Source organism: Streptococcus sp. cx1 (assembly GCF_052384325.1).
Classification (GTDB): Bacteria; Bacillota; Bacilli; order Lactobacillales; family Streptococcaceae; genus Streptococcus; species Streptococcus salivarius_G.
Map to the genome: position 1 here is coordinate 131,287 of NZ_JBQSUN010000004.1, position 25,150 is coordinate 156,436.

Sequence of the window (25,150 nt, forward strand, 5' to 3'; positions counted from 1 at the left end):
ATTTCTGAAAATTCGTTGACATGTGTTGTCAAAGTAGTATGATATTAACATAAAAAACTTAGGAGGTTCTTATGTTAGGTGTCATCCTACTCTATGTTGGTATGGTTTTGATGAGTAATGGACTCCATCGTTTAGAGGGTATTCCTGATAAGTCAAATGTTGTCATGAATATCTTTACGGGTGGTTTGGGGTTGATTCTCAACATTATTGTCATTGCTTATGGAGCTTGTACAGGGCAAGGCGCTGAATGGTTTTATGGTAGCGCCACTGGCCTTTTATTTGCCTTCACCTACCTTTACTCAGCTATCAATACGATTTTCGATTTTGATCAACGTTTGTATGGGTGGTTTAGTTTATTTGTGGCGATTAATACGCTACCAGCAGGGATTCTTTGCTTAACATCTGGATACGGTGGTAATGCTTGGTATGGTATTATTTGGTTCTTGTGGGGTATTCTATGGCTAACTGCCTTTATTGAAATTAACCTTAAGAAGCACCTAGGGAAATTTGTCCCTTACCTAGCTATTTTTGAAGGAATTGTAACAGCTTGGATTCCAGGGCTTTTGATGCTTTGGGGCAAGTGGTAAGCATTGATTTAAGGAGGAAAAACGATGCAATTGACAATGCGTGAGCAGGAAAAAATGATGATTAGCCTTGCGGCTATGATTGCTCAACGACGTAAAGATAAAGGAATCAAATTGAATCATCCAGAAGCGGTTGCTTTGATTACAGACTATGTGCTTGAAGGTGCAAGAGAAGGTAAAACTGTTGCCCAATTGATGGATGAAGCTCGCAATCTTTTAACACGTGAAGATGTTATGGAAGGTATTGCGGAAATGATTCCAATGATTCAAGTTGAAGCTACTTTTACGGACAGTACAAAACTGGTTACTGTTCATGATCCTATTCAGTAAGGAGAAATGTAATGATTCCAGGTGAATACCATGTGGCGAGTGAGCCAATTGATTATAACGGTGGTTACGAAGCCATTAGTCTTGAAGTGAAAAATGTGGGTGACCGTGCTGCTCAAGTGGGCTCTCACTACCATTTTTATGAAGCAAACGAAGCTGGTCTTCAGTTTGATCGTGAAAAGGCGCGAGGCAAACGTCTAGATATTCCAGCAGGTACAGCCATTCGTTTTGAGCCAGGTGAAACGAAAACAGTACAACTTATTGACTTTGGAGGGAAACGTCGTATTTTTGGTTTCAATAACAAGGTCAATGGTTTCTTAGACTAGAAAGAGGACAAATCGATGAGTTTTAAAATGGATCGTGAAGAGTATGCTCAACACTACGGACCAACTGTAGGTGATAGCGTACGTCTTGGAGATACCAATCTTTTTGCAGCCATTGAAAAAGACTTTACTGTTTATGGACAGGAATCTAAGTTTGGTGGCGGTAAAGTTTTGCGTGATGGTATGGGTGTTAGTGCTACGGAAACACGTGACAATCCATCAGTTGTTGATACCATTATTACAGGTGCAACCATCATTGACTATACAGGTATTATTAAAGCAGATATCGGTATTCGTGATGGTAAGATTGTTGCTATTGGTCGCGGTGGTAACCCAGATACAATGGACAATGTGGACTTTGTTGTGGGTGCTAGTACAGAAGCCATTGCTGCAGAAGGTTTGATTGTGACTGCTGGTGGTATTGACCTCCACGTACATTATATTTCTGCTGACCTTCCTGAATTTGGTTTGGATAATGGAATTACGACCCTCTTTGGTGGTGGTACTGGTCCCGCTGACGGTAGTAATGCAACAACATGTACACCAGGTAAATTCCATATTACTCGTATGTTGCAAGCTGTTGATGATATGCCTGCTAACTTTGGTTTCCTTGCCAAAGGTGTTGGTTCTGAGACTGAAGTGGTTGAAGAGCAAATTAAAGCTGGTGCAGCAGGAATTAAGACACACGAGGACTGGGGTGCGACTTACGCAGGAATCGATAATTCCCTTAAAGTTGCGGATAAATACGATGTTTCCTTTGCGGTCCACACTGACTCTTTGAATGAGGGTGGATTTATGGAAAATACTTTGGAATCCTTCCAAGGTCGTACCGTTCATACCTTCCATACCGAAGGTTCAGGTGGTGGACATGCTCCAGATATCATGGTCTTTGCTGGTAAGGAAAATATTTTGCCATCATCAACTAACCCAACTAACCCATACACCACAAATGCTATTGGTGAGTTGTTAGATATGGTTATGGTTTGTCACCACTTGGATCCAAAAATCCCAGAAGACGTCTCTTTTGCTGAATCACGTGTACGTAAACAAACTGTGGCTGCAGAAGACGTTCTTCACGATATGGGTGCCCTTAGTATCATGACTTCAGATGCCATGGCAATGGGACGTGTCGGTGAAGTAGCAATGCGTTGTTGGCAACTAGCTGATAAGATGAAGGCTCAGCGTGGTCCACTTGAAGGGGATTCAGAGTTTAACGATAATAACCGTATCAAACGTTACGTGGCTAAATATACAATTAACCCTGCTATCACTAACGGTATTGCAGACTATATCGGTTCTGTAGAAGTTGGTAAATTTGCAGATTTGGTTATCTGGGAACCAGCACAATTTGGTGCAAAACCTAAGTTGGTGCTTAAGGGTGGTATGTTAACTTATGGTGTTATGGGTGACGCTGGTTCAAGTCTTCCAACACCTCAACCACGTATCATGCGTAAATTATATGGTGCTTACGGTCAAGCGGTTCATGAAACAAATCTAACGTTTGTCTCTCAATATGCTTATGATCACGGTATCAAAGAAGAAATTGGTTTGAATAAGATTGTTCTTCCTGTTAAGAATACGCGTAACTTGACTAAGCGTGATATGAAGCTTAATGACTACGCTCCAAAAACAATCCGTATCGATCCACAGACCTTTGATGTCTTTATTGATGATGAGTTGGTTACTTGTGAGCCAATCCATACGACATCATTGTCTCAACGTTATTTCTTGTTCTAAGGAAGACGCTATATAAATGAGGCTGGAATTTTTCCTCCAACCTCTTTTGTATTTTATAGCCATAACGTTTTTAGTGCTTTATTAAGTTGCTATATGAGTTTGATGCTAGATTTTTAAAATGTAATAGAAAAGGAAAAAGTATGATTTTTACAAAAGTAGACGCTCTTGTTAAAGATATCGATGTGGATAAATACCATATTGAAACAGTCATTCTTTCGAGTGACGATCTTAACAAAAAAATTATTCGTGTGAAGAGTGATCATGGGAATGAATTTGGTATTCGTCTTGATAAGGGACAAAAATTGCAAAATGGATCTGCCTTTTTTATCGATGATCACCATGTCCTTGCTATTGGTGTTGAGTCACAGGATTTGATTGTCATCTCACCTAAAGATATGGATGAAATGGGAATCACAGCTCACATTCTTGGGAATACTCATAAACCGATTGAGGTGAAAGATGCCAAGATTTATTTAGAGGTTGACCCAGTTGTAGAGCAAGTCTTGACTCAAAAAGAGATTGCCTACACGATTGAAGAAGTGGTCCTTGATAAACCCCTACGCCATGTGAATTTAACTGCCCATGAACATTAATCCCTTTGCTAATGTGTCTTTGCAAGATTATCTTGAAATTGTGCAAATTGTCGATTCAACCTTTCCAATTGGATCATTTAACCACTCATTTGGGATGGAAAATTATCTGCGTGAAGACACTGTAACAGATGATAAAGGTTACGAAGAGTGGCAAGAAGCCTATTTAGCTAGTCAGTTTAAATATGGTGAAGGTCTTGTAATCAAACTGGTTTATGATGCTATGGTTACAGATAACATAGAGCAGGTTTGGCATTATGATAAGGTCTTGACAGTTTCGACGCAAGCACGTGAAACAAGACAGGGGACTAAGATGATTGCTAAACAAATGCTTCGACTCATTCAAAGGCTTCATGCTATTCCGGTATTGGATGACTATCAGTCTAAAATACGTGAGGGTGAGGTTTTCGGCAATCCAGCTATTGTCTTTGCGCTCTATGTGTTTAACAAGGGCTTGGGATGTAATGAAGCCATAGCACTTTATGGCTATAGCGTGATTTCGACGATGGTTCAAAATGCTGTGCGTGCCATTCCCCTTGGACAGTTTGCTGGACAGGAGATTGTTTTACGTAGCTTTTCACAATTAGAAAAAATGACACAAGAAATTCAAGAATTGGATGCGTCCTACCTTGGGGCCAATACGCCTGGTCTTGAATTAGCTCAGATGAAACATGAAACACAGGTATTCCGCCTATTCATGTCCTAAAATATCAACAAGGTTGAGAGGAAAAAACAATGACAAAACGTACTGTAATTATTGGAGTTGGTGGACCTGTTGGTTCAGGTAAAACCCTTTTGCTTGAGCGTCTTACACGACGTATGTCCGACTTAAATTTAGCAGTTATTACTAACGATATCTATACAAAAGAAGATGCCCTTTTCTTGGCTAAAAATTCAAGCTTAGACGAAGACCGTATCATTGGTGTAGAAACTGGTGGATGTCCTCATACTGCGATTCGTGAGGATGCCTCTATGAACTTTGAAGCGATTGAAACTCTTCAAGAGCGCTTTAACCATGATTTGGATGTTATTTTCCTTGAAAGTGGAGGAGACAACTTGGCTGCAACCTTCAGCCCTGATTTGGTTGATTTTACCATTTATATTATTGACGTTGCTCAGGGTGAAAAAATCCCACGTAAGGCTGGTCAAGGGATGATTAAGAGTGATTTGTTCTTGATTAATAAGACTGATCTTGCACCTTATGTTGGAGCCAACCTAGACCGTATGCGTGAAGATACACTTCATTTCCGTAACGAAGATTCTTTCATTTTCACAAATTTGAATAATGATGACAATGTTAAGGAAGTGGAAGAATGTATTCGTAAGAATTTCCTACTAGAGGACTTGTAAGATGACACAAGTTTACGATGGCTTTGTCCATCTTGGATTTTCAAACAGAAATGGTCGTACAATTTCCCACAAGAAATATCAAGAAGGTAACTCTCGAGTATCGGCAGATAATTCAGATGCCAATGGCGTTCCTTACTATTTCCTAATTAATATGGGTGGGGGCTTTGTCGAGGGTGAGCAGTATCAAGTGACCATTGATGTTAATAAAGATGCTCATGCCTTGGTGACAACTCAAACACCTACCTATGTTTACAAGTGTGAGAAAGGACAGTTGACACAACAGAATACGTCTATCACACTTGAAGAAAATAGTTATTTGGAGTACATGGCTGATGAAGTTATTCCCTATTTAAAATCACGCTATTTCCAAACAAGTCGTATTGATATGGATAAGTCTGCCCACTTGATTTATTCAGATGGTGTAACGGCAGGTTGGTCTCATGAGGATTTACCGTTTCAATACCATTATTTTCGTAATTTGACACAAATTTACCAAGATAATGAACTTGTTTATAGCGATCAGACTCTCTTAGAGCCTCAGAAACAAGATATGTTTAAACTTGGTTATTTTGAAGGCTGGCGTAATTACAATAGCTTGGTAATGGTGTCACCAAATATTGACGAGGCTTTTGTTAAGGCTTTGCAGAAGTACTTAGAAGGGCTAAATCTTGAGTCTGATTTTGCCATTTCATCCTTAGATATCCCAGGTTTGGTGTTACGTATCTTAGGAAAAACTGCTGAGGATAATCGTCGCGTCATTTATTCTTGTGCAGACTATTTTAGACAAGAAATACATGGATTAACCCCTTTGAATTTGAGAAAAAATGATATGAGGAGATAAAAAATGCATATTCCTGAAAATTACTTAAGCCCTATGACTTGTGCGGCAATGGGGGCAGTTATGTTGCCTATTTGGTATAAGGCTGTCAAGGAAGTGAAGGTAAAGGTTGAAACTGATAAAAAAACGATTCCTATGTTGGGAATCGGGACTTCCTTGTCCTTCCTTATCATGATGTTTAATCTTCCAGCCCCAGGTGGAACGAGTGCCCATGCTGTTGGGGCAGTGCTAATTGCTATATTGTTAGGACCTTGGGCCTCCTGTTTAGCAGTTAGTGTGGCTCTAGCTATGCAGGCTTTGCTATTTGGTGATGGTGGGATTTTGGCCTTTGGTGCGAATGCCTTTTGTATGGCTGTTGTCATGCCATTTATGGGTTATGCTGTTTATAAACTCTTGAATAAGTGGACAAAGAACAGGATAATTGCTAGCTTTTTTGGAGGTTATATTGGAATTGTAGTTGCGGCCCTGACTGTTGCGGTTTTACTAGGAATTCAACCGATTCTCTTTAAAGATAGCAGTGGTAATCCGCTTTACAATCCATACCCTTTGAGAGTGACGCTTCCAGTAATGGGCTTGACTCACCTGCTTATCGGTCTGGTAGAAGGATTTTTCACAGCCGGTGTTCAAGAATTCATTGAACGTTTGAATATTGATAATACTCAGGAAATAACGACTAAGAAACTACGTCCTTTATTGCTCTTTATCTTAGCCTTAATTATCCTAACACCACTTGGTTTATTGGCGACGGGAACAGCTTTTGCAGAATGGGATGTCAAAGAGTTGGTAGAAAAATTGTCTCATTACCATGTGGAAGCCCAAGCGCCAAAAGGAATGTTGAATGGTTTTTCATTCAATGCCCTCTTCCCAGATTATAGTATCGCAGGTATTCCAGAAGTTTTGGGTTATATCCTGAGCGCTGCCTCTGCTGTTTTGATTTTCTTCATACTCTATCGCTTGATTTTCGGTAGAAAGGTTGAAAAATGATTCTTCCAGATTGGATGTCGGAAGAGCGCCCAGTAGTCACTAAAGTCGGTAGAAATAACTTTCTTATCCGGAATCGTCACCATCTGGAAGCTCTTCTTCAAAAGTTTGAAACGCATCCTTTAAAAGTAGCATCAGTCTTTCATCCAACAGCTAAGGTTTTACTTCTCTTTTTCTTACTTGTTTCAGTGGGAATTAGCCGAAATCTCACAGTTTTGTGGATTGTAGCCTTGTTTTTAGGAGCTGGCGTGGCTTTTTTACCGCATTCTGTTTTAGTAAGAACTTTGAAAAAAACTGTAGTGTTGTTGATCTTCCCTTTAGTTCTTTATCTACCGCATCTCTTACTTAGCGGAGGTCAATCGCTCTTTCTTTTTAGACTTCCTTTGATTGCCGTAGCCATTGCTTATTATTCAGAGACAAGTACAATAAGTGAGATGCTAGTGGCATTAAAAGGGTTGCATTTTCCTGATCTTGTTCTGCTCCAGTTAGATATCACCATAAAATATATCGATGTCTTTGGAAAACAATTAATGGATTTGCTCAAAGGGATTGAAGCACGAAGCTTTGGCGGCAACCATCGTTTCCGGATTGGAAGTAATATCTGGGGAATTTTATACCTTAAAGCTATACGCTATGGTGAGGAACTGACTCAAGCCATGGAAGCACGTTGCTTTGTTGGTGAGTATGTCAAGTCATCACAGTCATTCACATGGAAGGACTGGCTGGCCTTGATAGGTCTAGTAGCAGTGATTTTAGGACAGATTCTGTTAGGAGGATGAGATGTTTCAATTGAAACAAGTGGCCTGTGCCTATGAACAAAAAAAGGTCTTTACTGGTCTTGATTTGGAGATTAGACAAGGACAATATGTGATGTTGATGGGGGAAAATGGGACTGGAAAATCAAGTCTTATCAGTTTATTAACTGGCTTCAAGCAGGAAGAATCTGGTCGCATTCTTTTCTTAGGGAAGGACCTCAAAGAATGGCTGAAGGACAAACGTCAAAAACGAGATTTTTATAGTCGCCTCGGAATCCTCTTTCAGGATGTGGATAGTCAGTTATTTAATAGTACTGTCTATGATGAGATTGCTTTTGGTCCTCGCCAGCTAGGTCTAACCGAAGAAGAAGTCTCACAGCGCGTTCAAGACACGCTATCCCTGCTTAAAATTGAAGATTTAAGAGATCGCGTTCCCTATCAACTGTCTGGTGGAGAAAAGAAGAAAGTGGCTTTTGCCAGTATCATGGTAACTAATCCAGATGTGTATATTCTTGATGAACCCTTCAATAATCTTTCTAAAGAATATGAAGAATTTTTTAGGGAACTTCTACATGACCTTCATTCAGCTGGAAAAACTATTATCATGTCTGCTCACCACTTCAAGCACCTTCATCATGAAAAGGCTGATGTTCTTCTTTTCGAAGATGGCAAAGCTGATTTCTTTCCTGCCCAGGAAGTGCTCAGTAACCAGCAAGTAGTTGAGCGTTTGTCACATTATTAATAAGGATAAGTAGGAAATCGTTCTAGGTTTCCTACTTTTTTCTTTGTCAAACAATTGATATTTTTAGGTGATAGTATTTTCTTATCACCTTGATTATGTTTAAGTATTAGTTAAGCTTAGTGAATTCTGTTACAATAAAAACAATCAATCTCAAAGGAGAGTATTATGAAACTTAAAAAAATTCTTGGAATTACGGGTGTAGCCATTGCTTCAGTAGCTTTGCTTGCTGCATGTTCATCTAAATCATCAAAAGAAGCATCTAAATCTTCAGGTGCTAAAGAAACAATTAACTTTGCCACTGTTGGGACAACAGCACCGTTCTCATATGAAGAAAACGGTGAATTGACTGGTTACGATGTGGAAGTGGCCAAAGCAGTCTTCAAAGACTCTGACAAATATGAAGTGAAATTCCAAAAAACAGAATGGTCTTCAGTCTTCACAGGTCTTGACTCAGCTAAATACCAAATGGCTGGGAACAATATCTCTTATTCAGAAGAACGTGACCAAAAATACCTCTTCTCATATCCAATTGGTACCACACCAGCTGTTTTGACTGTTCCAAAAGATAGTAATATTAAGAAATATGATGATATTGCTGGACACTCAACGCAGGTTGTTCAAGGAACATCGACAGCTACTCAATTGACAGAGTTTAATGAGAAACATTCAGACAAGCCAGTTGAACTTAACTACACAAATGAAAATATTACACAAATGTTGACAAGTTTGAATGAAGGTAAGTACGACTTCAAGATTTTTGATGCACCAACTGTTAATGCAATCATCAAAAACAATAAATTGAGCAACTTGAAGACGATTGAGCTTAAATCTGATCAACAACCATACATCTACTTCTTGTTCGCAGATAACCAAAAAGATCTTCAAAAATTTGTAAACAAACGTTTGGAAGAACTCCAAAAAGATGGTACTTTGGCTAAGTTGGCTGAAAAATTCCTTGGAAACAAAGATTATATTCCAACTAAAGACGCTTTGAAAGTTCCAAGCAAAAAATAAGAAAGGAGCTGGGAATGAATCTCAGCTTTTTCATATAATTAAAATCTAGGACATGTTATAGTTAAAAACTATAGATATATACAATTATAAACAATTTGCTACAATTCTTATCCTATGGGATAATAATTTTACACTTAAAACAATTAAAGGGAGTTCGTTATGAAACTTAAAAAAATTCTTGGAATTACAGGATTGGCAGTCGCTTCAACAGTAGCTTTGGCTGCTTGTGGTGCTGGCGGTAACAAATCAGCTAAAGATGATAAAACATTAACAGTTGGTGTCATGACTTTGGATGACACTACTGAGCCATTGTGGGATAAAGTCAAAGAATTGGCTAAAGACAAGGGTGTTACTATCGAGTTGAAAGAGTTCACAGACTACAACCAACCAAATGAAGCCCTTAAAAACGGCGAAATCGATGTTAATGCTTTCCAACACATTTATTTCTTGAACAACTGGAACAAAGAAAATAAAGGTGATGTTGTTGCGGCAGCTGACACACTTCTTAGCCCAATCCACCTTTTCTCAGGTACTGAAAACGGAAAGGCTAAGTATAAAGATGTTAAAGAGCTTCCAGATGGAGCTACTATCTCAGTACCTAACGATGGTACAAACGAAAGCCGTGCGTTGACACTTCTTCAAACAGCTGGTTTGATTAAGTTGGATGTTAAAGATGGTGAATTGGCAACTATCAAGAACATTTCTGAAAATCCAAAGAAATTGGATATCAAAGAAATCGCAGCTGAACAAGCTGCCCAAACTCTTTCATCTGTTGATGCAGCAGTTGTTAACAACTCATACGCACAACAACAAAACGTTGACTATGACACAACTCTCTTCCAAGAAGATCCAAGCCAAGATTTAAAAGATTGGGTCAATATCATTGCAGCTAATAAAGATTGGGAAAAATCAAATAAAGTTGATGCTATCAAGACTTTGATTAAAGCCTACCAAAATGATGAAGTAGCGCAAATCATCTATGATGCATCTAACAAGGTTGACCTTCCAGCATGGAAAGGCGCCCCAACACAAGATCAATTGAAAGCTAATTCAAAGAAATAAGCTAAGGACAGAGGGCGTGTGAGAGCACGCCGTTTTGTCGTGTATGAAGGAGACGATTTGATGGCATTTTCAAGTGAAGAAGAGCAGTTACGGAAATTTCGTAACGATGAAATTGCTCAGCACTATTTTGAAGTTTTGCGGACTTTGATTTCTAAAAAATCTATTTTTGCTCAAAATATTGGTCTCTATGATGTGGCTGCTTACCTTGGTGAGATTTTCTCTGGTGTTGGTGCAGAGGTGACAATTGACGAGACCTATACGGCACCTTTTGTCTTGGCAAAATTCAAGAGTCCAAATCCAGATGCGAAAACAATTATTTTCTATCAACACTATGATACGGTTCCTGCGGATAATGATCAGCCATGGACAGATGAACCTTTCCGTCTGACTGTTCGTAAGGGCTACATGTATGGTCGTGGTGTTGATGATGATAAGGGGCATATTACAGCTCGTTTGACAGCCCTTCGGAAATATATTCGAGAAGTTGGCGACCTTCCTGTAAATATTACGTTTATGATGGAAGGGGCTGAAGAATCTGCATCAACTGACCTTGAAAAATATTTGGAAAAATACCGAGATGACCTTCTTCCAGCAGACCTATTGGTTTGGGAACAAGGAAATCGAAATAGTAAAGGTCAATTGGAAATCACAGGGGGCAACAAGGGGATTATTACCTTTGACTTGTCTGTCGAGAGTGCTGATGTTGATATCCACTCTAAATTTGGTGCCGTGATTGAATCGGCCTCATGGTACTTGCTCAACGCTATCTCAAGCATGAGAGATGATCAGGGACGTATCCTTATCGACGGCATCTATGAAAAGATTGTCCAACCAAACGAACGAGAGATGGATCTTATCGAAACTTATGCCATTGAAAATGCAGATAGTCTTCGTAAGATTTACGGCTTAAAACTACCCATTTTAGAAAGTGACCGCCGAGCTTTCTTAAAAACTTACTATTTTGAACCTGCCCTTTCCATTGAAGGTATTTCAACAGGTTATCAGGGGCAAGGGGTTAAGACTATCTTACCAGCTCAAGCCAGAGCTAAGATGGAGATGCGTTTGGTCCCTGGCTTGACGCCTGAGTACGTTTTGGAGTGTATCAAGGCTCACCTTAAAAAAGAAGGATTTGACCGTATCAAGGTGACCTTCACTCTTGGTGAAGAAAGTTATCGTAGTGATATGTCTGATCCAGCTATTGTCAATGTTATTGAGTTAGCAAAAGGCTTTTATAAAGAAGGTGTTGCTGTACTTCCAACGTCAGCAGGTACAGGGCCTATGCATATGATTCATCAAGCTTTGGGTGTACCAATGGCAGCCTTTGGTATAGGGAATGCTAACAGTCGTGACCATGGTGGGGATGAAAATGTTAGCTTAGCAGATTACTACACCCACATTGAACTAATTAAGGAGTTAATTGCAAGTTATGAGTAATGTCATTATTGATTTGAAAAATATTGATATCACCTTTACACAGAAACGCCGCACTATTCAAGCGGTTAAGGATGTGTCTATCCAGATTGAAAAAGGTGATATTTACGGAATTGTTGGTTATTCAGGGGCTGGTAAATCTACCCTTGTGCGCGCAATCAATCTTTTGCAAGTGCCTACAGCTGGTAAAATCACTATCGGTAAAGATGTGACTTTTGCAGATGGTAAGGTCCAATTGTCGACAAAAGAATTGCGTCAGAAACGTCAAACGATTGGGATGATTTTCCAACACTTTAACCTTATGGCTCAAAAGACGGCTTATGAAAATGTAGCCTTTGCCCTTCGTCATTCTAAACTAAGCAATGAAGAGAAAGACAAAAAAATTCGTGGTCTTTTGGAATTGGTTGATTTGGCTGATCGTGCTGAAAACTATCCTGCACAATTATCAGGTGGTCAAAAACAACGTGTAGCGATTGCCCGAGCCTTGGCTAATGATCCTGAAATCTTGATTTCAGATGAGTCTACATCAGCCCTTGACCCTAAAACAACTAAGCAAATTCTTTCACTTTTGCAGGATTTGAATAAAAAGCTTGGTTTGACAGTGGTTATGATCACCCACGAAATGCAAATTGTTAAAGATATTTGTAATCGTGTTGCCGTTATGCAAAATGGTCAACTTTTGGAAGAGGGTAGTGTCCTTGAGATCTTCTCAAATCCTCAAGAAGATTTGACACAAGAATTTATTGAAACTGCAGCAGGGATTGAAGATGCCTTGGCTAAGATTAATGCACAACCTTTGGTGAAAAACTTACCAAGCTCAGCCCTTCTCGTTCAACTTAAATATGCTGGTTCTTCAACAGATGAGCCACTCTTGACGGAAATTTTCAAAGATTACGGAGTTTCAAGTAACATTCTTTATGGTAATGTTGAGATTCTAGGTGATACTCCTGTTGGTGAATTGGTCGTTGTCTTGGATGGTGAGGCAGATAAGGTTCTTGCTGCTCAAAAAGCGATTGAAAATGCAGGTGTCAGCTTGCAAGTACTTAAGAAAGGAGCCCAATAATGGCAGATTGGATTCAACAAAACTTTCCAGATATTTATCGTATCGGTATGCAGGGGGTTAACTCTTGGCCAGACGCCATCTATGCGACTCTCTACATGACGGTTATTTCCTTCATCATTGGGGGACTTCTTGGTCTTGTTATGGGGCTCTTCTTGGTATTGACAGGTCCTCGTGGAGTTATTGAAAATAAATTTGTTTTCCAAATCTTGGATAAAATCACTTCAATCTTTCGTGCCATTCCTTTCATCATCCTCTTGGCGATTTTGAAAGGCTTCACTTACTTTATCGTGGGGACTAACCTTGGTATGACAGCTGCCTTGGTTCCATTGTCAGCTGCAACCTTCCCATTCTTTGCACGTCAAGTACAGGTGGTACTTGCAGATCTTGACCGTGGCGTTATTGAAGCAGCACAAGCAAGTGGTGCTACACTTTGGGATACGATTAAGGTTTACCTTGGTGAAGGTCTACCTGAGTTGGTTCGTGTATCAACCGTAACTCTGATTTCCCTAGTCGGTGAAACTGCAATGGCCGGTGCTATCGGTGCAGGTGGTCTTGGTTACATCGCCATCTACTATGGATATAACCGTTCTAGTACATCAGTTACCATTTTGGCAACTTTCTTAATTTTGATTTTGATTTTCCTTATCCAATTCTTGGGTGATTTCTTGACTCGTAAATTGAGTCATAAATAGGATTTGAGAGCCTGTTTGCCACAGGCTTTTCTAATGTCTTGACGATTTCAGATATTTATCATAGTATGGAAGCTATCGAATGCTTTATGGTTGACTAACCATAAAAAAGGAGTTAATGAGTTATGAAACGTTTTATTTCAACTTGGAATAGAACCAGTCTAATTAAGCGCATTGCCATTGGTGTGGTAGTGGGTGCTGTGCTTGGTTTGCTTGTTCCTAAGTTTACGGTTATTGGTCTCTTAGGAGACATGTTTGTTGGTGGTTTGAAGGCAATTGCCCCACTTTTGGTCTTTGCCTTGGTTGCCAATGCCCTTTCCCAAACGCGAGAAGGTCAACAAAGCAACATGAAGACAGTTATTGTTCTTTATCTCTTTGGGACCTTTGCGGCTGCTTTGACGGCAGTTATTTCTCACTATATTTTTCCAATTTCTCTGAAGTTGGGAGCAGCTACAGCGACTAAAGCGACAGCACCTCAAGGTGTGGGAGAAGTCTTTAAAGATTTATTGCTTAAGATGGTGGATAACCCTGTCAATGCCTTGGCTCAAGCTAACTATATTGGTGTTTTGGTATGGGCAGTTGTCTTTGGTTTTGCCATGCGAGCAGCTAGCAATCACACGAAGGATTTGCTTAATACCTTGGCAGAAGTGACTTCACAAATCGTTCGTTGGATTATCAACTTGGCCCCATTTGGTATCCTTGGTCTTGTCTTTAATACTATTTCTGAGAATGGTGTTGGTGTTTTGGCAGATTATGGGGTCCTAATCCTTGTTTTAGTGGGAACAATGGCCTTTGTTGCCTTGGTTGTTAATCCAATCATTGCTTTTGTGATGATGGGCAAAAATCCTTTCCCACTAGTTTTCCGTTGTTTGAAAGACTCTGGGATTACAGCCTTCTTTACTCGCTCGTCAGCAGCCAATATTCCAGTTAACCTTCAACTTTGTAAGGATCTTGGTTTGAATCCTGATACCTATTCAGTTTCTATCCCTTTGGGGTCAACTATTAATATGGCTGGAGCAGCCGTGACAATCAATGTCCTAACGCTTGCTGCAGTAACGACTTTGGGAATTCAGGTCGATTTTGCGACAGCACTCATTCTTAGTGTGGTTTCAGCTATTTCTGCTTGTGGTGCCTCAGGTATTGCAGGAGGATCCCTCCTATTAGTGCCAGTGGCATGTAGCCTCTTCGGTATCTCAAATGATTTGGCTATGCAAGTTGTCGGTGTCGGCTTTATCGTAGGTGTCATTCAAGACTCTTGTGAAACAGCCCTTAACTCTTCAACAGACGTTCTCTTTACAGCAGTAGCAGAAAAGAGCCGTTGGAAGAAAGTATAGCTAATTGTATAAGGTCGGCCTATTTGGCTGGCTTTTTGATTTAGAGAAAACATAGTCAAAGACTATAGCTAGCTCAAGAATCTATCATCTTTAAAAAGCCCTTAAAATATGGTAAAATAAACCGTTCAAAGAGAAAAGGTAAAACATTTATGACTAATAATTTATTGGTGCTTCAATCAGACTTTGGTTTGGTTGACGGTGCTGTTTCGGCTATGATTGGTGTGGCCCTTCAGGAAGAACCTAGTTTGGGAGTTCATCACCTGACACATGATATTACTCCCTACAACACTTTTGAGGCTTCCTATCGTCTGTTTCAGACCGTTGAATACTGGCCTGAGGGGACAACCTTTGTTTCGGTAGTTGATCCGGGTGTAGGTTCCTCACGTAAAAGTGTGGTTGCCTTAACAAAGACGGGGCAATATATCGTCACACCAGATAACGGGACACTTTCTTATATCAAGAAGGTTGTTGGTATCGAGGCTGTTCGTGAGATTTCCGAGGTTGAGAATCGTCGTAGTAATACAGAGCTTTCTTATACCTTCCATGGTCGTGATGTTTATGCCTATACAGGTGCCAAATTAGCTTCTGGTCATATCAGTTTTGAAGAAGTTGGTCCTGAGTTACCTGTGGACAAAATTCTAGAACTTCCAGTGGTTGAAACCATCATAGAGGATAATTTGGTTCGTGGGGCGATTGACATTTTGGACGTCCGTTTCGGCTCTCTGTGGACCTCTATCACACGTGATGACTTTTACGCGTTGGAACCAAACTTTGGTGATCGATTCGAAGTAACCATCTTTAACAATGATATGTTGGTCTACCAAAACCAAGTTACCTATGGGAAATCTTTTGCGGATGTTCGTATCGGTCAGCCAATTATTTATATCAATTCCCTCTATCGTGTTGGCTTAGCCATTAACCAAGGGTCTTTTGCCAAGGCCTATAATGTTGGTGTAGGGTCTAACTGGCACATTGAAATCAAACGTTTAGGAGATTAAAGTAAGATTATGAAAAATAATTCAATTCGTACAGTAGTTGCGACAGGTATTGGTGCAGCACTCTTTATTATCATTGGTATGTTTGTTAATATCCCTATTTTTGGGAATACTAGTATCCAACTTCAGTATGCTGTTCAAGCCCTATTCTCAGTGATTTTTGGGCCTATTACAGGTTTCTTTATGGGCTTCATTGGCCATGCGCTTAAAGATGGCATCCAATACGGAAATATCTCATGGGCTTGGGTACTTGCAAGTGCTATTACAGGACTTGTAATTGGTCTATTCAACAAAAAATATGATGTGACAACTGGCAAGTTTTCTTTGATGAGTATGATTTGGTTTAACCTAGTACAAGCATTGGCCCTCCTTATTGCCTATGGTATCGTTACCCCTATTGGTGATAGACTCCAATTTGCACAAGCCTGGTCATACCTTTATGCACAAAGTTTTGTAGCTGGCGTAGCTAACTTTATTACAATTGCAATTGGAGGAACCCTCCTTCTTGCAATCTATGCTAGCTCACGTACACAATCTGGTAGTCTTACAAAAGACTAGCATGAATCATAGGAGAGTGGGACTGTCAGTTTGTTTTGATACCTCCTCTCTTTTTTAGTAGAAACATGGATAAATACATTAGTTTTAATCAGTTTACATTTCAATATGATGCGCAAGCAGAAGCGACGCTTAAAGATATCAGCTTTGATATTGCCAAGGGCGAGAAAGTCCTCATCTTAGGTCCTTCTGGCAGTGGAAAGTCGACCCTAGCTCAGTGTCTCAATGGTATCATACCTAATATTCATAAAGGTCAGGCACAAGGCCAGGTAAGGATAGATGGTCAGGATATTTTCAAGCAATCTATCTATGATAAGTCACAGTTGGTATCTACGGTATTGCAGGATCCAGATGGTCAGTTTATTGGCCTAACAGTAGCCGAGGATTTGGCTTTTGCTTTGGAGAATGATTGTGCTGATCAAAGTGAGATGAAAGATAAGGTAGCCCTCTGGGCTGAGCGTCTAGACTTGACCTCTCTTTTGAATCACCGCCCTCAAGATTTATCAGGTGGCCAAAAGCAACGAGTCAGTTTGGCTGGTGTCTTGATTGATGAGAGTCCTATTCTTTTATTTGATGAGCCTCTGGCAAATTTAGATCCTAAATCAGGACAGGAAACCATTGATCTCATTGATAAGATCCACAAGGAGGTGGGAGCTACGACGATTATTATTGAACATCGCCTAGAAGATGTTCTTTATCGTCCCGTTGACCGCATTTTATTGGTCAATGAAGGAGAGCTCCTCTTTAATGGTAGCCCAGATGAGCTCTTATCGAGTACGCTCTTGCTAGAAAATGGGATTCGCGAACCTCTATATGTGACGGTTTTACGTCAGTTGGGATTTGACACAAGGAGTGCACAAAATCTTAGTCAATTAGATGCTTTAGACCTATCTGGCCTTGCTCTGCCAGACAGAGTTTTGAAGGATAAAAAAGACAGTTCGAGTGACTCTATTTTGAAGGTTGAGGGGCTTAGCGTTTCCTATGGAGATAATCCAGCAATCATAGAGGATCTGTCCTTTAGCTTGAAAAAAGGTGAGCGACTAGCGATTGTCGGTAAAAATGGGGCTGGAAAGTCGACTCTTGCCAAGGCTCTATGTGGTTTTGTCCCAAGTCAAGGAAAATTAACTTACAAGGGGCAGGATATTAGCCAGGATAGCATCGCCGAGCGTTCAGAACGTATAGGCTTTGTTTTGCAAAACCCAAATCAGATGATTAGCCAAACTATGATTTTTGATGAGGTCGCTCTTGGTTTGCGTTTGCGAGGTATTGAAGAGGCTGAGGTTGAAGCGCGTGTTCATGAGGTCTTGAAGACTTGTGGTCTCTATAGTTTTCGTAAATGGCCCATTTCTGCGCTTTCCTTTGGTCAGAAAAAGCGCGTGACCATTGCGTCTATCTTAGTTTTGAAACCTGAAATCATTATCTTGGATGAGCCAACGGCTGGTCAAGATTACAAGACTTACACAGATATCATGAATTTCTTGGACAGTCTTCAGAAGCAAGGTCATACGATTGTGATGATTACCCATGACATGCAGCTCATGTTGGAATATAGCGATCGTTGTCTCGTTGTGGTTGAGGGTAAAATCATTGCAGACGACAACCCTGTTACAATTCTTAATCAGAAGGATTTACTAGAGTCAGCCAATCTCAAGCAGACCTCTCTTTATACTTTGGGTCAGAAATTGTCAAGTGATCCAGTAGAAGTAACCCAGTATTATATTGAAAAAGGAGGCCCTAATGTCTAATCGTTTAATTGGTTATCAGTCCGGTCAAGGTTTCCTCTATGATTTGTCTGGGGCAAGTAAGATGCTTTTCTTTATCTTGGTTTCAGTTGCCTGTATGGCAACCTATGATCCACGCTTTATCCTAGCAGTAGGCTTACTTTCCATTTATCTCTTTTATTTGGCTAAGATTCGTTGGCGAGATATTTCTTTTGTTGTTAAGATTATTGGATCCATTGCCCTCTTTAATTTACTTATGGTCTACCTTTTCGCACCTGGTTATGGTGAAGAAATTTACGGAGCAAAGACAGTTCTTATTGAAGGCTGGGGGCGTTTCTATCTAACCAGTCAGGAGCTTTTTTACCTTGCAAATCTATTGCTTAAGTATTTTTCAACGGTCCCTCTTGCCATTCTTTTTCTTATGACCACTCATCCGAGTCAGTTTGCGGCTAGTCTTAATCAGATTGGAATTCCTTATAAATTTGCCTATTCCGTTAGTTTAACCTTGCGTTATATTCCAGATGTCCAAGAAGAATTCTTTACGATTCGTAAGGCTCAAGAGGCTCGTGGTTTGGATTTGTCGCAAAAGTCGGGATTGGTCAAACGTATTCGCGGGAATCTCCAAATTGTTCTTCCACTAATTTTTTCATCTCTCGAACGAATTGATACCATATCGACAGCTATGGAGCTACGTCGATTTGGTCGCTATAAAAAACGTACCTGGTATGTGCATAAATCTTTGATGAAACAAGATTACCTTGTCATCGTGTCAGCTATTCTTTTATTGGGGATTAGTATAGGCTTAATCTTCCTCAATCATGGTCGTTTTTACAATCCATGGGGATGATATTCTTGGCTTTTAGTAAAAGTATGCTATTAAGCACAACTAAAAACGTTCCAGTCTTGTCTAGATGAACGAGATTGGAACGTTTTTTGTTATTTTAAATATCCTAAATAATCAAATTTTTCTAGTGTTCGATTGTCAGCGACAACTAGTATGATCCCTTCATCAGGTAGTTTCTTACTTGGGTCAAAGTGGGTGTTTAACTTGCCACTTTTCTCATCTCTAAAACCAATAACATTGACGTTATAATTTTGTCTTAGATTTAAAGTATGCAAGGACTTTCCAGCCCATTCACTAGGAATTTTAAGTTCAATTAAAGCTACGTCATCCTCTAAATGAAAAACATTTGATATGTTATAGCGGAGGATATTTGAAGCCAATTCTTTTGCTGTGCTACGTTCAGGAGTGATGACCCAGTTAGCACCCATTCCGTAAAGGACTTCCTCATAATTGTTATTCATAGCTTTGGCAATAATATTCTTAATACCAAGTTTTTTGCACTGCAAGAGCGCTAGCGCAGACGATTCTAGGTGTTCTCCAGTTGCAATAATGACCGTATCGCAAGTATCAATACCAGCAGAACGTAGAAAGTCAATGTCAGTAATGTCACCAACAGCGGCCTTAGTCACCTGATCAGCAAGGGAATCAATTGTTGTAGAGTTATTATCTAAGGCGATAACGTCTTGTCCAAAAGAGGAGAGTTCGGTTGCAATGGTTTGTCCAAAGATTCCCAAACCGAGGACCCCAATAATTTGTGTTTTCATATAAAATCCTTTCAGAATATTGTCAATGAATAAAATTGTTTAGCCAACTGAAATATCAGTTGGGGCATAAGAGACATGCTTTTCTTTTTTGGTCATCAAGCTCAAGAGAACAGTGATAGGTCCAACACGGCCAATGAACATCAGAGACATGATAACGAGTCGTCCTAGAGTATTTAGATTAGGGGTCAAATCCATTGAAACACCAACGGTAGCAATGGCTGACACACTCTCAAAAAGTAGGCCTAGTGGCGAGAGAGTAGGATTAGTCTCCAGCAAAATAACATAGCCGACAAAGAGCATTGTTAGGAAAAAGAGTATAACTGTGAATGCTTGCAAAACAGTCTTATTAGATATAATACGATTTCGAAAAACAACGCTCGAGTTAACAGATAGTTCTGACTTAAAAAGCAGGAACATGATAGAGGCAGTTGTCACCTTGATACCACCCGCAGTTCCTCCAGGACCACCCCCAATAATCATTTGAATCATAAAAAGAAGATTTGTGGAGAAATCGGCATTGGTATAGGAAATAGTCGCAAAACCAGCGGTACGCATGGTTACAGTCTGAAAGAAACTTACCAGAAGTTGTTGCCAGACATTGAGAGTACCGATTGTCTTAGAGTTATCCATTTCCAGTAACCAAGCAAGTAGTGTTCCTCCTAAGAGGAGACAGCCTGTACTTATAAGAACAAGACGACTTTGATTGCTGAGAGGTCTACAAGCTAATTTCCAATTCCTTGGACGATCTTTAATATAACGTCGCAATAGTTGAATCAAATCAATCCAAACTGCAAATCCCAAACTTCCAGACATAATGAGAAAAGCTACAGCAAGGTTAATGGTTGGATTGGTTGCATAATCCTGTAAACTGTTAGAACCTAAGTTGTCAAATCCAGCATTACAAAAGGCAGAGACAGCTAGAAAGAGACTATTAAAAATGCCGTGACCAAGTCCAAAACGAGGAACGAAATCAGTCATGATCACAAGTGCTGCCAAAGCTTCAATAGAAAAAGTAATTTTATAGACCTTAAAAAGATAAGCTTTCAAATCTTTTTGGTTATCCCTGCTAAGTGCGGATTGAAGGAGATCTTGATCACTCAGTCCTAATTTATTTTTCAGGGTATAGGTGCTAAAGGCTATAAGAGAGACGAGCCCAAGTCCTCCCGTCTGCATGAGAAGCATAGAGAAAATTTGACCGAGACCATTGTAAGCCTTACTGACCGGGACAACAGAAAGTCCAGTTACACAGACCATTGACACAGTATTGAAGAGATGATCTAGGTAGCTTGTTTCTGGACTATTAGCATAGTGGCTTATAGGAAGGCTAAGTAAAATACTTCCCACTATAATGACAAAGACAAAGCTGAGCACCAGCTTTTGCGTGAAAGAAAGACGATTGATCAATGAAAACCTCCGAGTTATCATAAGAGTAAATAATAATCCAAGGAGTAAGACACCTCCTTGGATAAACGTTATAGCGGCTTCTTGTTAGGAATTCCAGCACGACGTGGGTATTTATATGGGGTTTCTTTTTTCTTATCGACAATAGTGACATTACGTCCATCCCCATTTGGCAGTCTGTAGTTCTCGTTGAGAATAGGCTTGGCAAAAAGCGAGTTCAAGGCATTTTTAGCATCGGCTAACTCTTCATCAGCTGCTGCAGCTTTAAGTGCAATAAGTTGTCCACCAACCTTCAAGAAAGGAATAGTCAATTCTGAGAGAACCTGCATGCGTGCGACGGCACGGGCAGTAACAATATCAAACTGAGCACGGAAGGCCTTGTCTTGTCCAAAATCCTCTGCACGTCCATGATAGAAGTGAACACCGCTGAGCTCAAGTTCATCAGCCAAGAGATTGAGGAAATTGATGCGTTTATTAAGAGAGTCGATGATAGTCACATCAAGCTCAGGGCAAAGGATTTTCATAGGGAGACTTGGAAATCCAGCTCCAGCTCCGATATCCAGAAGTCGAATACTTTGATTTTTAATATGCCCTTGAAGAACAGGAGCCAAAGAATCATAGAAATGTTTGAGGTAGACCTCGTCTCTTTCTGTGATTGCAGTAAGGTTGATCTTTTCGTTCCATTCTACCAAAAGCTCAAAGTAGCGTTGGAATTGGTCTTTTTGTTTTTGGCTGAGATTGAACCCCAGTTCTTTCAAAGCCTTGTAAAAATCTTCAGGTGTCATTATATATTCCTTTTATCTAGTTTCAATGCTCTTATTTTACCATAATTAAGAGCTTTCATCTAACTCTATAGGACAGATGAAAACTGGGTCCGAGTAAGTTTCTCATTAGCTTTGAAAAAAGTTCTAAGTTTAAGAAATATGTAATATTAAAGGTGTTATTTTTTCTTAAAAATTTGATATAATACTAATTAAGTCTAAAATCATAATCATGCTCTCTAATGAAAAGTGAATGTAGGGGATTATGGTCTTGTGGATTGAAAATAGACCCCTATGGGGAAATTTAATTTGAGGATTAAAAATGATTTATCTTTCAGAAGTTAGAAAGTCTCCAGAAGGGCTCGCCTTTAACGAAGCACCTTCTTTGTTGGAGTCTATTAAAGAACGCTATGATCAAGTTTTAAATCTTGAACAGATTCAAGCAAGTGGGCAGGTAGCCTATGACAATGGTTTGTACCTTTTGGATTATCAACTTAGCTATGATATTACCCTGCCATCTAGCCGTTCACTTGAACCTGTGACACTTAGTTTTAACTATCCGGTTTCAGAAACCTTTATACAAGAGGCAGATGCTGCTCTTCAAAAAGAATTAGTCGAAGAAAATCTAGTTCTTATCTTGGATGGGGATACTATTAATCTTGATGAGAGTATTCTAGATAATATTCTTCTTAATATTCCTTTGAGAGTACTAACACCTGAGGAAGAATCAGGACAAATTTCGCTCTCTGGGAATGACTGGGAAGTCTTGTCAGAAGAGGACTTTGCCGCACTTCAACAGGAGAAAAAAGAGGCAAGTAATCCCTTTGCCCAATTGAACGGTCTTTTTGATGAAAATTAATTCAAAAAAACAAACTAAAAATGTTTGACAATTTTAAAAATCTATATTATTATATCATTAGAAGTTAATTTTCGGATTTATTCATTGGGTAAATCTACAGACTTTTTAAGGGAAATGGAAGTCAAAAAATTTTAAGAAAGTGGTAAATACTTATTATGAGCAAACGCATTTTGATTGTTGAAGATGAGAAAAACCTTGCTCGTTTTGTCTCTCTTGAACTTCAACACGAAGGATACGACGTTGTGACAGCAGACAACGGACGCGAAGGACTTGAAATGGCACTCGAGAAAGATTTCGATCTTATTCTCTTGGACCTTATGTTGCCTGAGATGGACGGTTTTGAAGTAACACGTCGTCTCCAACAAGAAAAAGATACTTATATTATGATGATGACAGCTCGTGATTCAATCATGGACATTGTTGCTGGTTTGGACCGCGGTGCTGATGACTATATTGTAAAACCATTTGCGATTGAAGAATTGTTGGCACGTATCCGTGCAACCTTCCGTCGCCAAGATATCGAAGCTGCTAAGAATGCACCAGCAAAAGCATCAACTTATCGTGATTTGAAATTGGATGTTCAAAACCGTACAGTTGTTCGTGGTGATGAAGCAATTCCATTGACAAAACGTGAGTTTGATTTGTTGAACACACTTTTGAGCAATATGAACCAAGTGATGACCCGTGAGGAACTCTTGCTTCAAGTTTGGAAATATGATGACGCCATCGAAACAAACGTGGTAGATGTTTATATTCGTTACTTGCGTGGAAAAATCGATGTTCCAGGTAAGGAATCATATATTCAAACAGTACGAGGAATGGGTTACGTTATCCGTGAAAAATGAGTAAATTACAAGATAAATTATTTGGTAAAGTAACCATTAGAAAAAAGTTGACCATGACAACTGCTGTGGTCTTCTTTCTTGTATTGTCGATGTTCACTCTGGTTGTTATTTTCTCAGCCAATACGCTACTTTTACAACGTGAACGTCAAAATGTAAACACTACAATCTCAAAAGTTGTTACTTATATAGAAAAGGACTGGGACTCCGACGAAGAGTTGAGTCCAGAACCGCTTTTAGCTGCCCTTTATTCGCCTAAAAATATCTATGCATCGATCATTAATGGCGTGCTTTCCGAAAAGCACTCTTTGGATGGTCAGGTTGCGATTTCTAATAAATTATATTCTAACCAATCTGTTTTTGTTTATGACAAAAAGGGAACGTTTATCTTTACTTCTGAGGAGAACACAGATTCGCCTCCAGGTATGTCCGAGGTAAACAAATTGAAGTCAGTTTCCTATAAAGGGAAGCGTGGTTTCTTGCTGCAAGTTCCAATCTACGGTAAGGATAAAAAGACCATCGTTGGTTATGCCCAAATTTTCCATGATTTGGAATTCTACTATGCTCTTAAAGAGCGTTTGATTTTCTTATTGATTTTCCTAGAAGTGGGGATGACGGTCCTAGTTATCGCAGCAACTGTAGTTGTCTTGACATCTATTCTTCGTCCGATGAGACAGTTGCACGAAACGATGGGAGTTATCACCGATTCGCCAAGTGACTTGGAACTTCGTTCTAAGATTGAAAGTCACGATGAAATTGGTGATTTGGCGGTTAACTTTAACCGCATGATGGATAAAATTCAAGAAAATAATCAGATGCAGATGCGTTTCTTGAGTGACGTCAGTCATGAATTACGTACGCCGATTGCAGTTATCAAGGGGCATATGGACCTCTTGCAACGTTGGGGTAAAAATGACCCTGAGATTCTTGAAGAAAGTCTTGAGGCTGCCAGTCACGAGGCCAACCGTATGACGATTATGATTAATGATATGTTGGATTCTATCCGTGTCAAAGGATCATTTGAAAATCACAGAAACGATACTTGTGATTTGAATTCTTCAATCCGTACGGTTATTGGTAATTTCCGTGTCTTGCATGAAGACTACCAATTCTATCTCAATGATTTCGAGAGCTCAGAGCGCCCTGCACAGATTTACAGCCAACACTTTGAACAGGCGATTACGATTTTGATTGATAATGCGGTCAAGTATTCTCCTGTTAACAAGGAAATCCAGGTTACAATTAAGGCTCTGGAAGATGAAATGTTGGTGCAAGTGCAAGATAATGGTGAAGGGATCTCTAAAGAAGATATTGAGCATATCTTTGAGCGCTTCTATCGTTCAGATAAGGCACGTAACCGTACGACAACGCAATCTGGTGTTGGTATTGGTTTGTCAATCCTTTACCAAATTGTGGAAGCTTATCGCTGCCGTATCGATGTTAGTTCTGAACTTGGTGTTGGAACACGTTTCGACCTTTACATTCCATTTGCAGATGGAGAAACGACGACACCTCAACTTGAGCTTTAAATCAATTTATAAGAGACTTAGAGTGGTTCTTGGTCATGAGCACGCCTCGTTTAGGGCGT

At 39.7% G+C, this 25,150-nt stretch carries 27 protein-coding genes; 24 read left to right on the plus strand and 3 right to left on the minus strand.

Translation table 11 applies throughout. The annotated features are described in order from the left end of the window. Positions 1-71 precede the first annotated feature (71 nt). The 21 genes from ACT170_RS06780 (at position 72) to ACT170_RS06880 (ending at position 18,938) form a co-directional block, all read left to right on the plus strand. Positions 72-587 carry an AmiS/UreI family transporter gene (locus ACT170_RS06780; protein WP_048790674.1) on the plus strand — a complete coding sequence of 172 codons (516 nt, stop codon included), beginning with the start codon at positions 72-74 and terminating at the stop codon, positions 585-587. A 24-nt stretch (positions 588-611) separates the two neighbouring features. Next, positions 612-914, plus strand: coding sequence for an urease subunit gamma (locus tag ACT170_RS06785; RefSeq protein WP_002886558.1), 303 nt, complete (start codon positions 612-614; stop codon positions 912-914). Between the two features lie 11 nt (positions 915-925). Next, positions 926-1,237 carry an urease subunit beta gene (locus tag ACT170_RS06790; protein ID WP_002886559.1) on the plus strand — a complete coding sequence of 104 codons (312 nt, stop codon included), beginning with the start codon at positions 926-928 and terminating at the stop codon, positions 1,235-1,237. A 15-nt stretch (positions 1,238-1,252) separates the two neighbouring features. Continuing rightward, complete coding sequence (gene ureC / locus ACT170_RS06795; RefSeq protein WP_002886560.1) at positions 1,253-2,971, plus strand: urease subunit alpha; 1,719 nt, start codon at positions 1,253-1,255, stop codon at positions 2,969-2,971. A 140-nt stretch (positions 2,972-3,111) separates the two neighbouring features. Further along, on the plus strand, positions 3,112-3,564 hold the full coding sequence (gene ureE / locus ACT170_RS06800) for an urease accessory protein UreE (protein ID WP_002949549.1): 453 nt from the start codon (positions 3,112-3,114) through the stop codon (positions 3,562-3,564). Continuing rightward, positions 3,554-4,267 (plus strand): urease accessory protein UreF, encoded by a 714-nt coding sequence (locus ACT170_RS06805; protein WP_060972178.1) that lies wholly within the window; start codon positions 3,554-3,556, stop codon positions 4,265-4,267. Before ureE ends, ACT170_RS06805 begins: the two co-directional genes overlap by 11 nt. Positions 4,268-4,296: 29 nt before the next feature. Continuing rightward, positions 4,297-4,911: an urease accessory protein UreG gene (ureG, locus tag ACT170_RS06810; protein WP_444818149.1), complete on the plus strand. Its 615-nt coding sequence runs from the start codon at positions 4,297-4,299 to the stop codon at positions 4,909-4,911. A 1-nt stretch (position 4,912) separates the two neighbouring features. Continuing rightward, positions 4,913-5,752, plus strand: coding sequence for an urease accessory protein UreD (locus ACT170_RS06815; protein WP_444818150.1), 840 nt, complete (start codon positions 4,913-4,915; stop codon positions 5,750-5,752). Positions 5,753-5,755: 3 nt separating this feature from the next. Continuing rightward, complete coding sequence (cbiM, locus tag ACT170_RS06820; RefSeq protein WP_444818151.1) at positions 5,756-6,733, plus strand: cobalt transporter CbiM; 978 nt, start codon at positions 5,756-5,758, stop codon at positions 6,731-6,733. Beyond that, a complete protein-coding gene (locus ACT170_RS06825; protein ID WP_013990046.1) occupies positions 6,730-7,509 on the plus strand; it encodes an energy-coupling factor transporter transmembrane component T in 780 nt (259 codons plus the stop codon). The genes cbiM and ACT170_RS06825 overlap by 4 nt, the downstream gene beginning before the upstream one ends. A gap of 1 nt (position 7,510) precedes the next feature. Beyond that, positions 7,511-8,227: an energy-coupling factor ABC transporter ATP-binding protein gene (locus ACT170_RS06830; RefSeq protein WP_049545722.1), complete on the plus strand. Its 717-nt coding sequence runs from the start codon at positions 7,511-7,513 to the stop codon at positions 8,225-8,227. A gap of 165 nt (positions 8,228-8,392) precedes the next feature. Further along, the gene (locus ACT170_RS06835; protein WP_060973163.1) at positions 8,393-9,241 is read left to right on the plus strand and encodes an amino acid ABC transporter substrate-binding protein; all 849 of its coding nucleotides are present in this window, start codon (positions 8,393-8,395) and stop codon (positions 9,239-9,241) included. Positions 9,242-9,400: 159 nt separating this feature from the next. Next, entirely contained in the window at positions 9,401-10,303 is a 903-nt protein-coding gene (locus ACT170_RS06840; RefSeq protein WP_410532578.1) for a MetQ/NlpA family ABC transporter substrate-binding protein, read from the plus strand. A gap of 60 nt (positions 10,304-10,363) precedes the next feature. Beyond that, on the plus strand, positions 10,364-11,737 hold the full coding sequence (locus tag ACT170_RS06845) for a M20/M25/M40 family metallo-hydrolase (RefSeq protein ID WP_444818152.1): 1,374 nt from the start codon (positions 10,364-10,366) through the stop codon (positions 11,735-11,737). Continuing rightward, positions 11,730-12,797: a methionine ABC transporter ATP-binding protein gene (locus ACT170_RS06850; protein ID WP_175057398.1), complete on the plus strand. Its 1,068-nt coding sequence runs from the start codon at positions 11,730-11,732 to the stop codon at positions 12,795-12,797. Before ACT170_RS06845 ends, ACT170_RS06850 begins: the two co-directional genes overlap by 8 nt. Then, entirely contained in the window at positions 12,797-13,489 is a 693-nt protein-coding gene (locus tag ACT170_RS06855) for a methionine ABC transporter permease (RefSeq protein WP_002883771.1), read from the plus strand. Before ACT170_RS06850 ends, ACT170_RS06855 begins: the two co-directional genes overlap by 1 nt. Positions 13,490-13,611: 122 nt before the next feature. Then, a complete protein-coding gene (gene sstT, locus ACT170_RS06860) occupies positions 13,612-14,820 on the plus strand; it encodes a serine/threonine transporter SstT (protein WP_175057399.1) in 1,209 nt (402 codons plus the stop codon). 149 nt (positions 14,821-14,969) lie between these two features. Beyond that, entirely contained in the window at positions 14,970-15,818 is an 849-nt protein-coding gene (locus tag ACT170_RS06865; protein ID WP_002883782.1) for an SAM hydrolase/SAM-dependent halogenase family protein, read from the plus strand. 9 nt (positions 15,819-15,827) lie between these two features. Then, a complete protein-coding gene (locus ACT170_RS06870) occupies positions 15,828-16,373 on the plus strand; it encodes an ECF-type riboflavin transporter substrate-binding protein (protein ID WP_013990055.1) in 546 nt (181 codons plus the stop codon). A gap of 65 nt (positions 16,374-16,438) precedes the next feature. After that, on the plus strand, positions 16,439-18,115 hold the full coding sequence (locus tag ACT170_RS06875) for an ABC transporter ATP-binding protein (protein WP_021143558.1): 1,677 nt from the start codon (positions 16,439-16,441) through the stop codon (positions 18,113-18,115). Further along, on the plus strand, positions 18,108-18,938 hold the full coding sequence (locus ACT170_RS06880) for an energy-coupling factor transporter transmembrane component T family protein (protein ID WP_021143559.1): 831 nt from the start codon (positions 18,108-18,110) through the stop codon (positions 18,936-18,938). The genes ACT170_RS06875 and ACT170_RS06880 overlap by 8 nt, the downstream gene beginning before the upstream one ends. An 89-nt stretch (positions 18,939-19,027) precedes the next feature. On the opposite strand, the gene ACT170_RS06885 is transcribed toward ACT170_RS06880, so the two are convergent. The 3 genes from ACT170_RS06885 to rsmG all read right to left on the minus strand — a co-directional run bounded on the left by ACT170_RS06885 (position 19,028) and on the right by rsmG (position 21,885). After that, positions 19,028-19,699, minus strand: coding sequence for a potassium channel family protein (locus ACT170_RS06885; protein WP_022496217.1), 672 nt, complete (start codon positions 19,697-19,699; stop codon positions 19,028-19,030). 39 nt (positions 19,700-19,738) lie between these two features. After that, the gene (locus ACT170_RS06890) at positions 19,739-21,103 is read right to left on the minus strand and encodes a TrkH family potassium uptake protein (RefSeq protein WP_081721210.1); all 1,365 of its coding nucleotides are present in this window, start codon (positions 21,101-21,103) and stop codon (positions 19,739-19,741) included. A 68-nt stretch (positions 21,104-21,171) separates the two neighbouring features. Next, complete coding sequence (gene rsmG, locus ACT170_RS06895) at positions 21,172-21,885, minus strand: 16S rRNA (guanine(527)-N(7))-methyltransferase RsmG (protein WP_037610619.1); 714 nt, start codon at positions 21,883-21,885, stop codon at positions 21,172-21,174. Between the two features lie 298 nt (positions 21,886-22,183). Here rsmG and ACT170_RS06900 point away from each other — a divergent pair, with 298 nt between their 5' ends. The 3 genes from ACT170_RS06900 to ACT170_RS06910 all read left to right on the plus strand — a co-directional run bounded on the left by ACT170_RS06900 (position 22,184) and on the right by ACT170_RS06910 (position 25,091). After that, positions 22,184-22,720: a DUF177 domain-containing protein gene (locus tag ACT170_RS06900; protein ID WP_002883813.1), complete on the plus strand. Its 537-nt coding sequence runs from the start codon at positions 22,184-22,186 to the stop codon at positions 22,718-22,720. Positions 22,721-22,875: 155 nt separating this feature from the next. Further along, on the plus strand, positions 22,876-23,565 hold the full coding sequence (locus ACT170_RS06905; protein WP_002883757.1) for a response regulator transcription factor: 690 nt from the start codon (positions 22,876-22,878) through the stop codon (positions 23,563-23,565). Next, the gene (locus tag ACT170_RS06910) at positions 23,562-25,091 is read left to right on the plus strand and encodes a HAMP domain-containing sensor histidine kinase (RefSeq protein ID WP_014633896.1); all 1,530 of its coding nucleotides are present in this window, start codon (positions 23,562-23,564) and stop codon (positions 25,089-25,091) included. The genes ACT170_RS06905 and ACT170_RS06910 overlap by 4 nt, the downstream gene beginning before the upstream one ends. The last annotated feature ends 59 nt before the right edge of the window (positions 25,092-25,150 follow it).

Excerpts from the sequence above, each read along its gene's own strand:
- ACT170_RS06825 (WP_013990046.1), top strand. The coding sequence starts at position 6,730 with ATGATTCTTCCAGATTGGATGTCGGAAGAGCGCCCAGTAGTCACTAAA.
- ACT170_RS06850 (WP_175057398.1), top strand. The coding sequence starts at position 11,730 with ATGAGTAATGTCATTATTGATTTGAAAAATATTGATATCACCTTTACA.
- ACT170_RS06780 (WP_048790674.1), top strand. The coding sequence starts at position 72 with ATGTTAGGTGTCATCCTACTCTATGTTGGTATGGTTTTGATGAGTAAT.
- cbiM (WP_444818151.1), top strand. The coding sequence starts at position 5,756 with ATGCATATTCCTGAAAATTACTTAAGCCCTATGACTTGTGCGGCAATG.
- ACT170_RS06865 (WP_002883782.1), top strand. The coding sequence starts at position 14,970 with ATGACTAATAATTTATTGGTGCTTCAATCAGACTTTGGTTTGGTTGAC.
- rsmG (WP_037610619.1), bottom strand. The coding sequence starts at position 21,885 with ATGACACCTGAAGATTTTTACAAGGCTTTGAAAGAACTGGGGTTCAAT.
- ACT170_RS06835 (WP_060973163.1), top strand. The coding sequence starts at position 8,393 with ATGAAACTTAAAAAAATTCTTGGAATTACGGGTGTAGCCATTGCTTCA.
- ACT170_RS06875 (WP_021143558.1), top strand. The coding sequence starts at position 16,439 with ATGGATAAATACATTAGTTTTAATCAGTTTACATTTCAATATGATGCG.
- sstT (WP_175057399.1), top strand. The coding sequence starts at position 13,612 with ATGAAACGTTTTATTTCAACTTGGAATAGAACCAGTCTAATTAAGCGC.
- ACT170_RS06900 (WP_002883813.1), top strand. The coding sequence starts at position 22,184 with ATGATTTATCTTTCAGAAGTTAGAAAGTCTCCAGAAGGGCTCGCCTTT.
- ureC (WP_002886560.1), top strand. The coding sequence starts at position 1,253 with ATGAGTTTTAAAATGGATCGTGAAGAGTATGCTCAACACTACGGACCA.
- ACT170_RS06910 (WP_014633896.1), top strand. The coding sequence starts at position 23,562 with ATGAGTAAATTACAAGATAAATTATTTGGTAAAGTAACCATTAGAAAA.
- ACT170_RS06905 (WP_002883757.1), top strand. The coding sequence starts at position 22,876 with ATGAGCAAACGCATTTTGATTGTTGAAGATGAGAAAAACCTTGCTCGT.
- ureE (WP_002949549.1), top strand. The coding sequence starts at position 3,112 with ATGATTTTTACAAAAGTAGACGCTCTTGTTAAAGATATCGATGTGGAT.
- ACT170_RS06830 (WP_049545722.1), top strand. The coding sequence starts at position 7,511 with ATGTTTCAATTGAAACAAGTGGCCTGTGCCTATGAACAAAAAAAGGTC.
- ACT170_RS06880 (WP_021143559.1), top strand. The coding sequence starts at position 18,108 with ATGTCTAATCGTTTAATTGGTTATCAGTCCGGTCAAGGTTTCCTCTAT.
- ACT170_RS06855 (WP_002883771.1), top strand. The coding sequence starts at position 12,797 with ATGGCAGATTGGATTCAACAAAACTTTCCAGATATTTATCGTATCGGT.
- ACT170_RS06840 (WP_410532578.1), top strand. The coding sequence starts at position 9,401 with ATGAAACTTAAAAAAATTCTTGGAATTACAGGATTGGCAGTCGCTTCA.
- ureG (WP_444818149.1), top strand. The coding sequence starts at position 4,297 with ATGACAAAACGTACTGTAATTATTGGAGTTGGTGGACCTGTTGGTTCA.
- ACT170_RS06790 (WP_002886559.1), top strand. The coding sequence starts at position 926 with ATGATTCCAGGTGAATACCATGTGGCGAGTGAGCCAATTGATTATAAC.
- ACT170_RS06785 (WP_002886558.1), top strand. The coding sequence starts at position 612 with ATGCAATTGACAATGCGTGAGCAGGAAAAAATGATGATTAGCCTTGCG.
- ACT170_RS06815 (WP_444818150.1), top strand. The coding sequence starts at position 4,913 with ATGACACAAGTTTACGATGGCTTTGTCCATCTTGGATTTTCAAACAGA.
- ACT170_RS06885 (WP_022496217.1), bottom strand. The coding sequence starts at position 19,699 with ATGAAAACACAAATTATTGGGGTCCTCGGTTTGGGAATCTTTGGACAA.
- ACT170_RS06845 (WP_444818152.1), top strand. The coding sequence starts at position 10,364 with ATGGCATTTTCAAGTGAAGAAGAGCAGTTACGGAAATTTCGTAACGAT.
- ACT170_RS06805 (WP_060972178.1), top strand. The coding sequence starts at position 3,554 with ATGAACATTAATCCCTTTGCTAATGTGTCTTTGCAAGATTATCTTGAA.
- ACT170_RS06870 (WP_013990055.1), top strand. The coding sequence starts at position 15,828 with ATGAAAAATAATTCAATTCGTACAGTAGTTGCGACAGGTATTGGTGCA.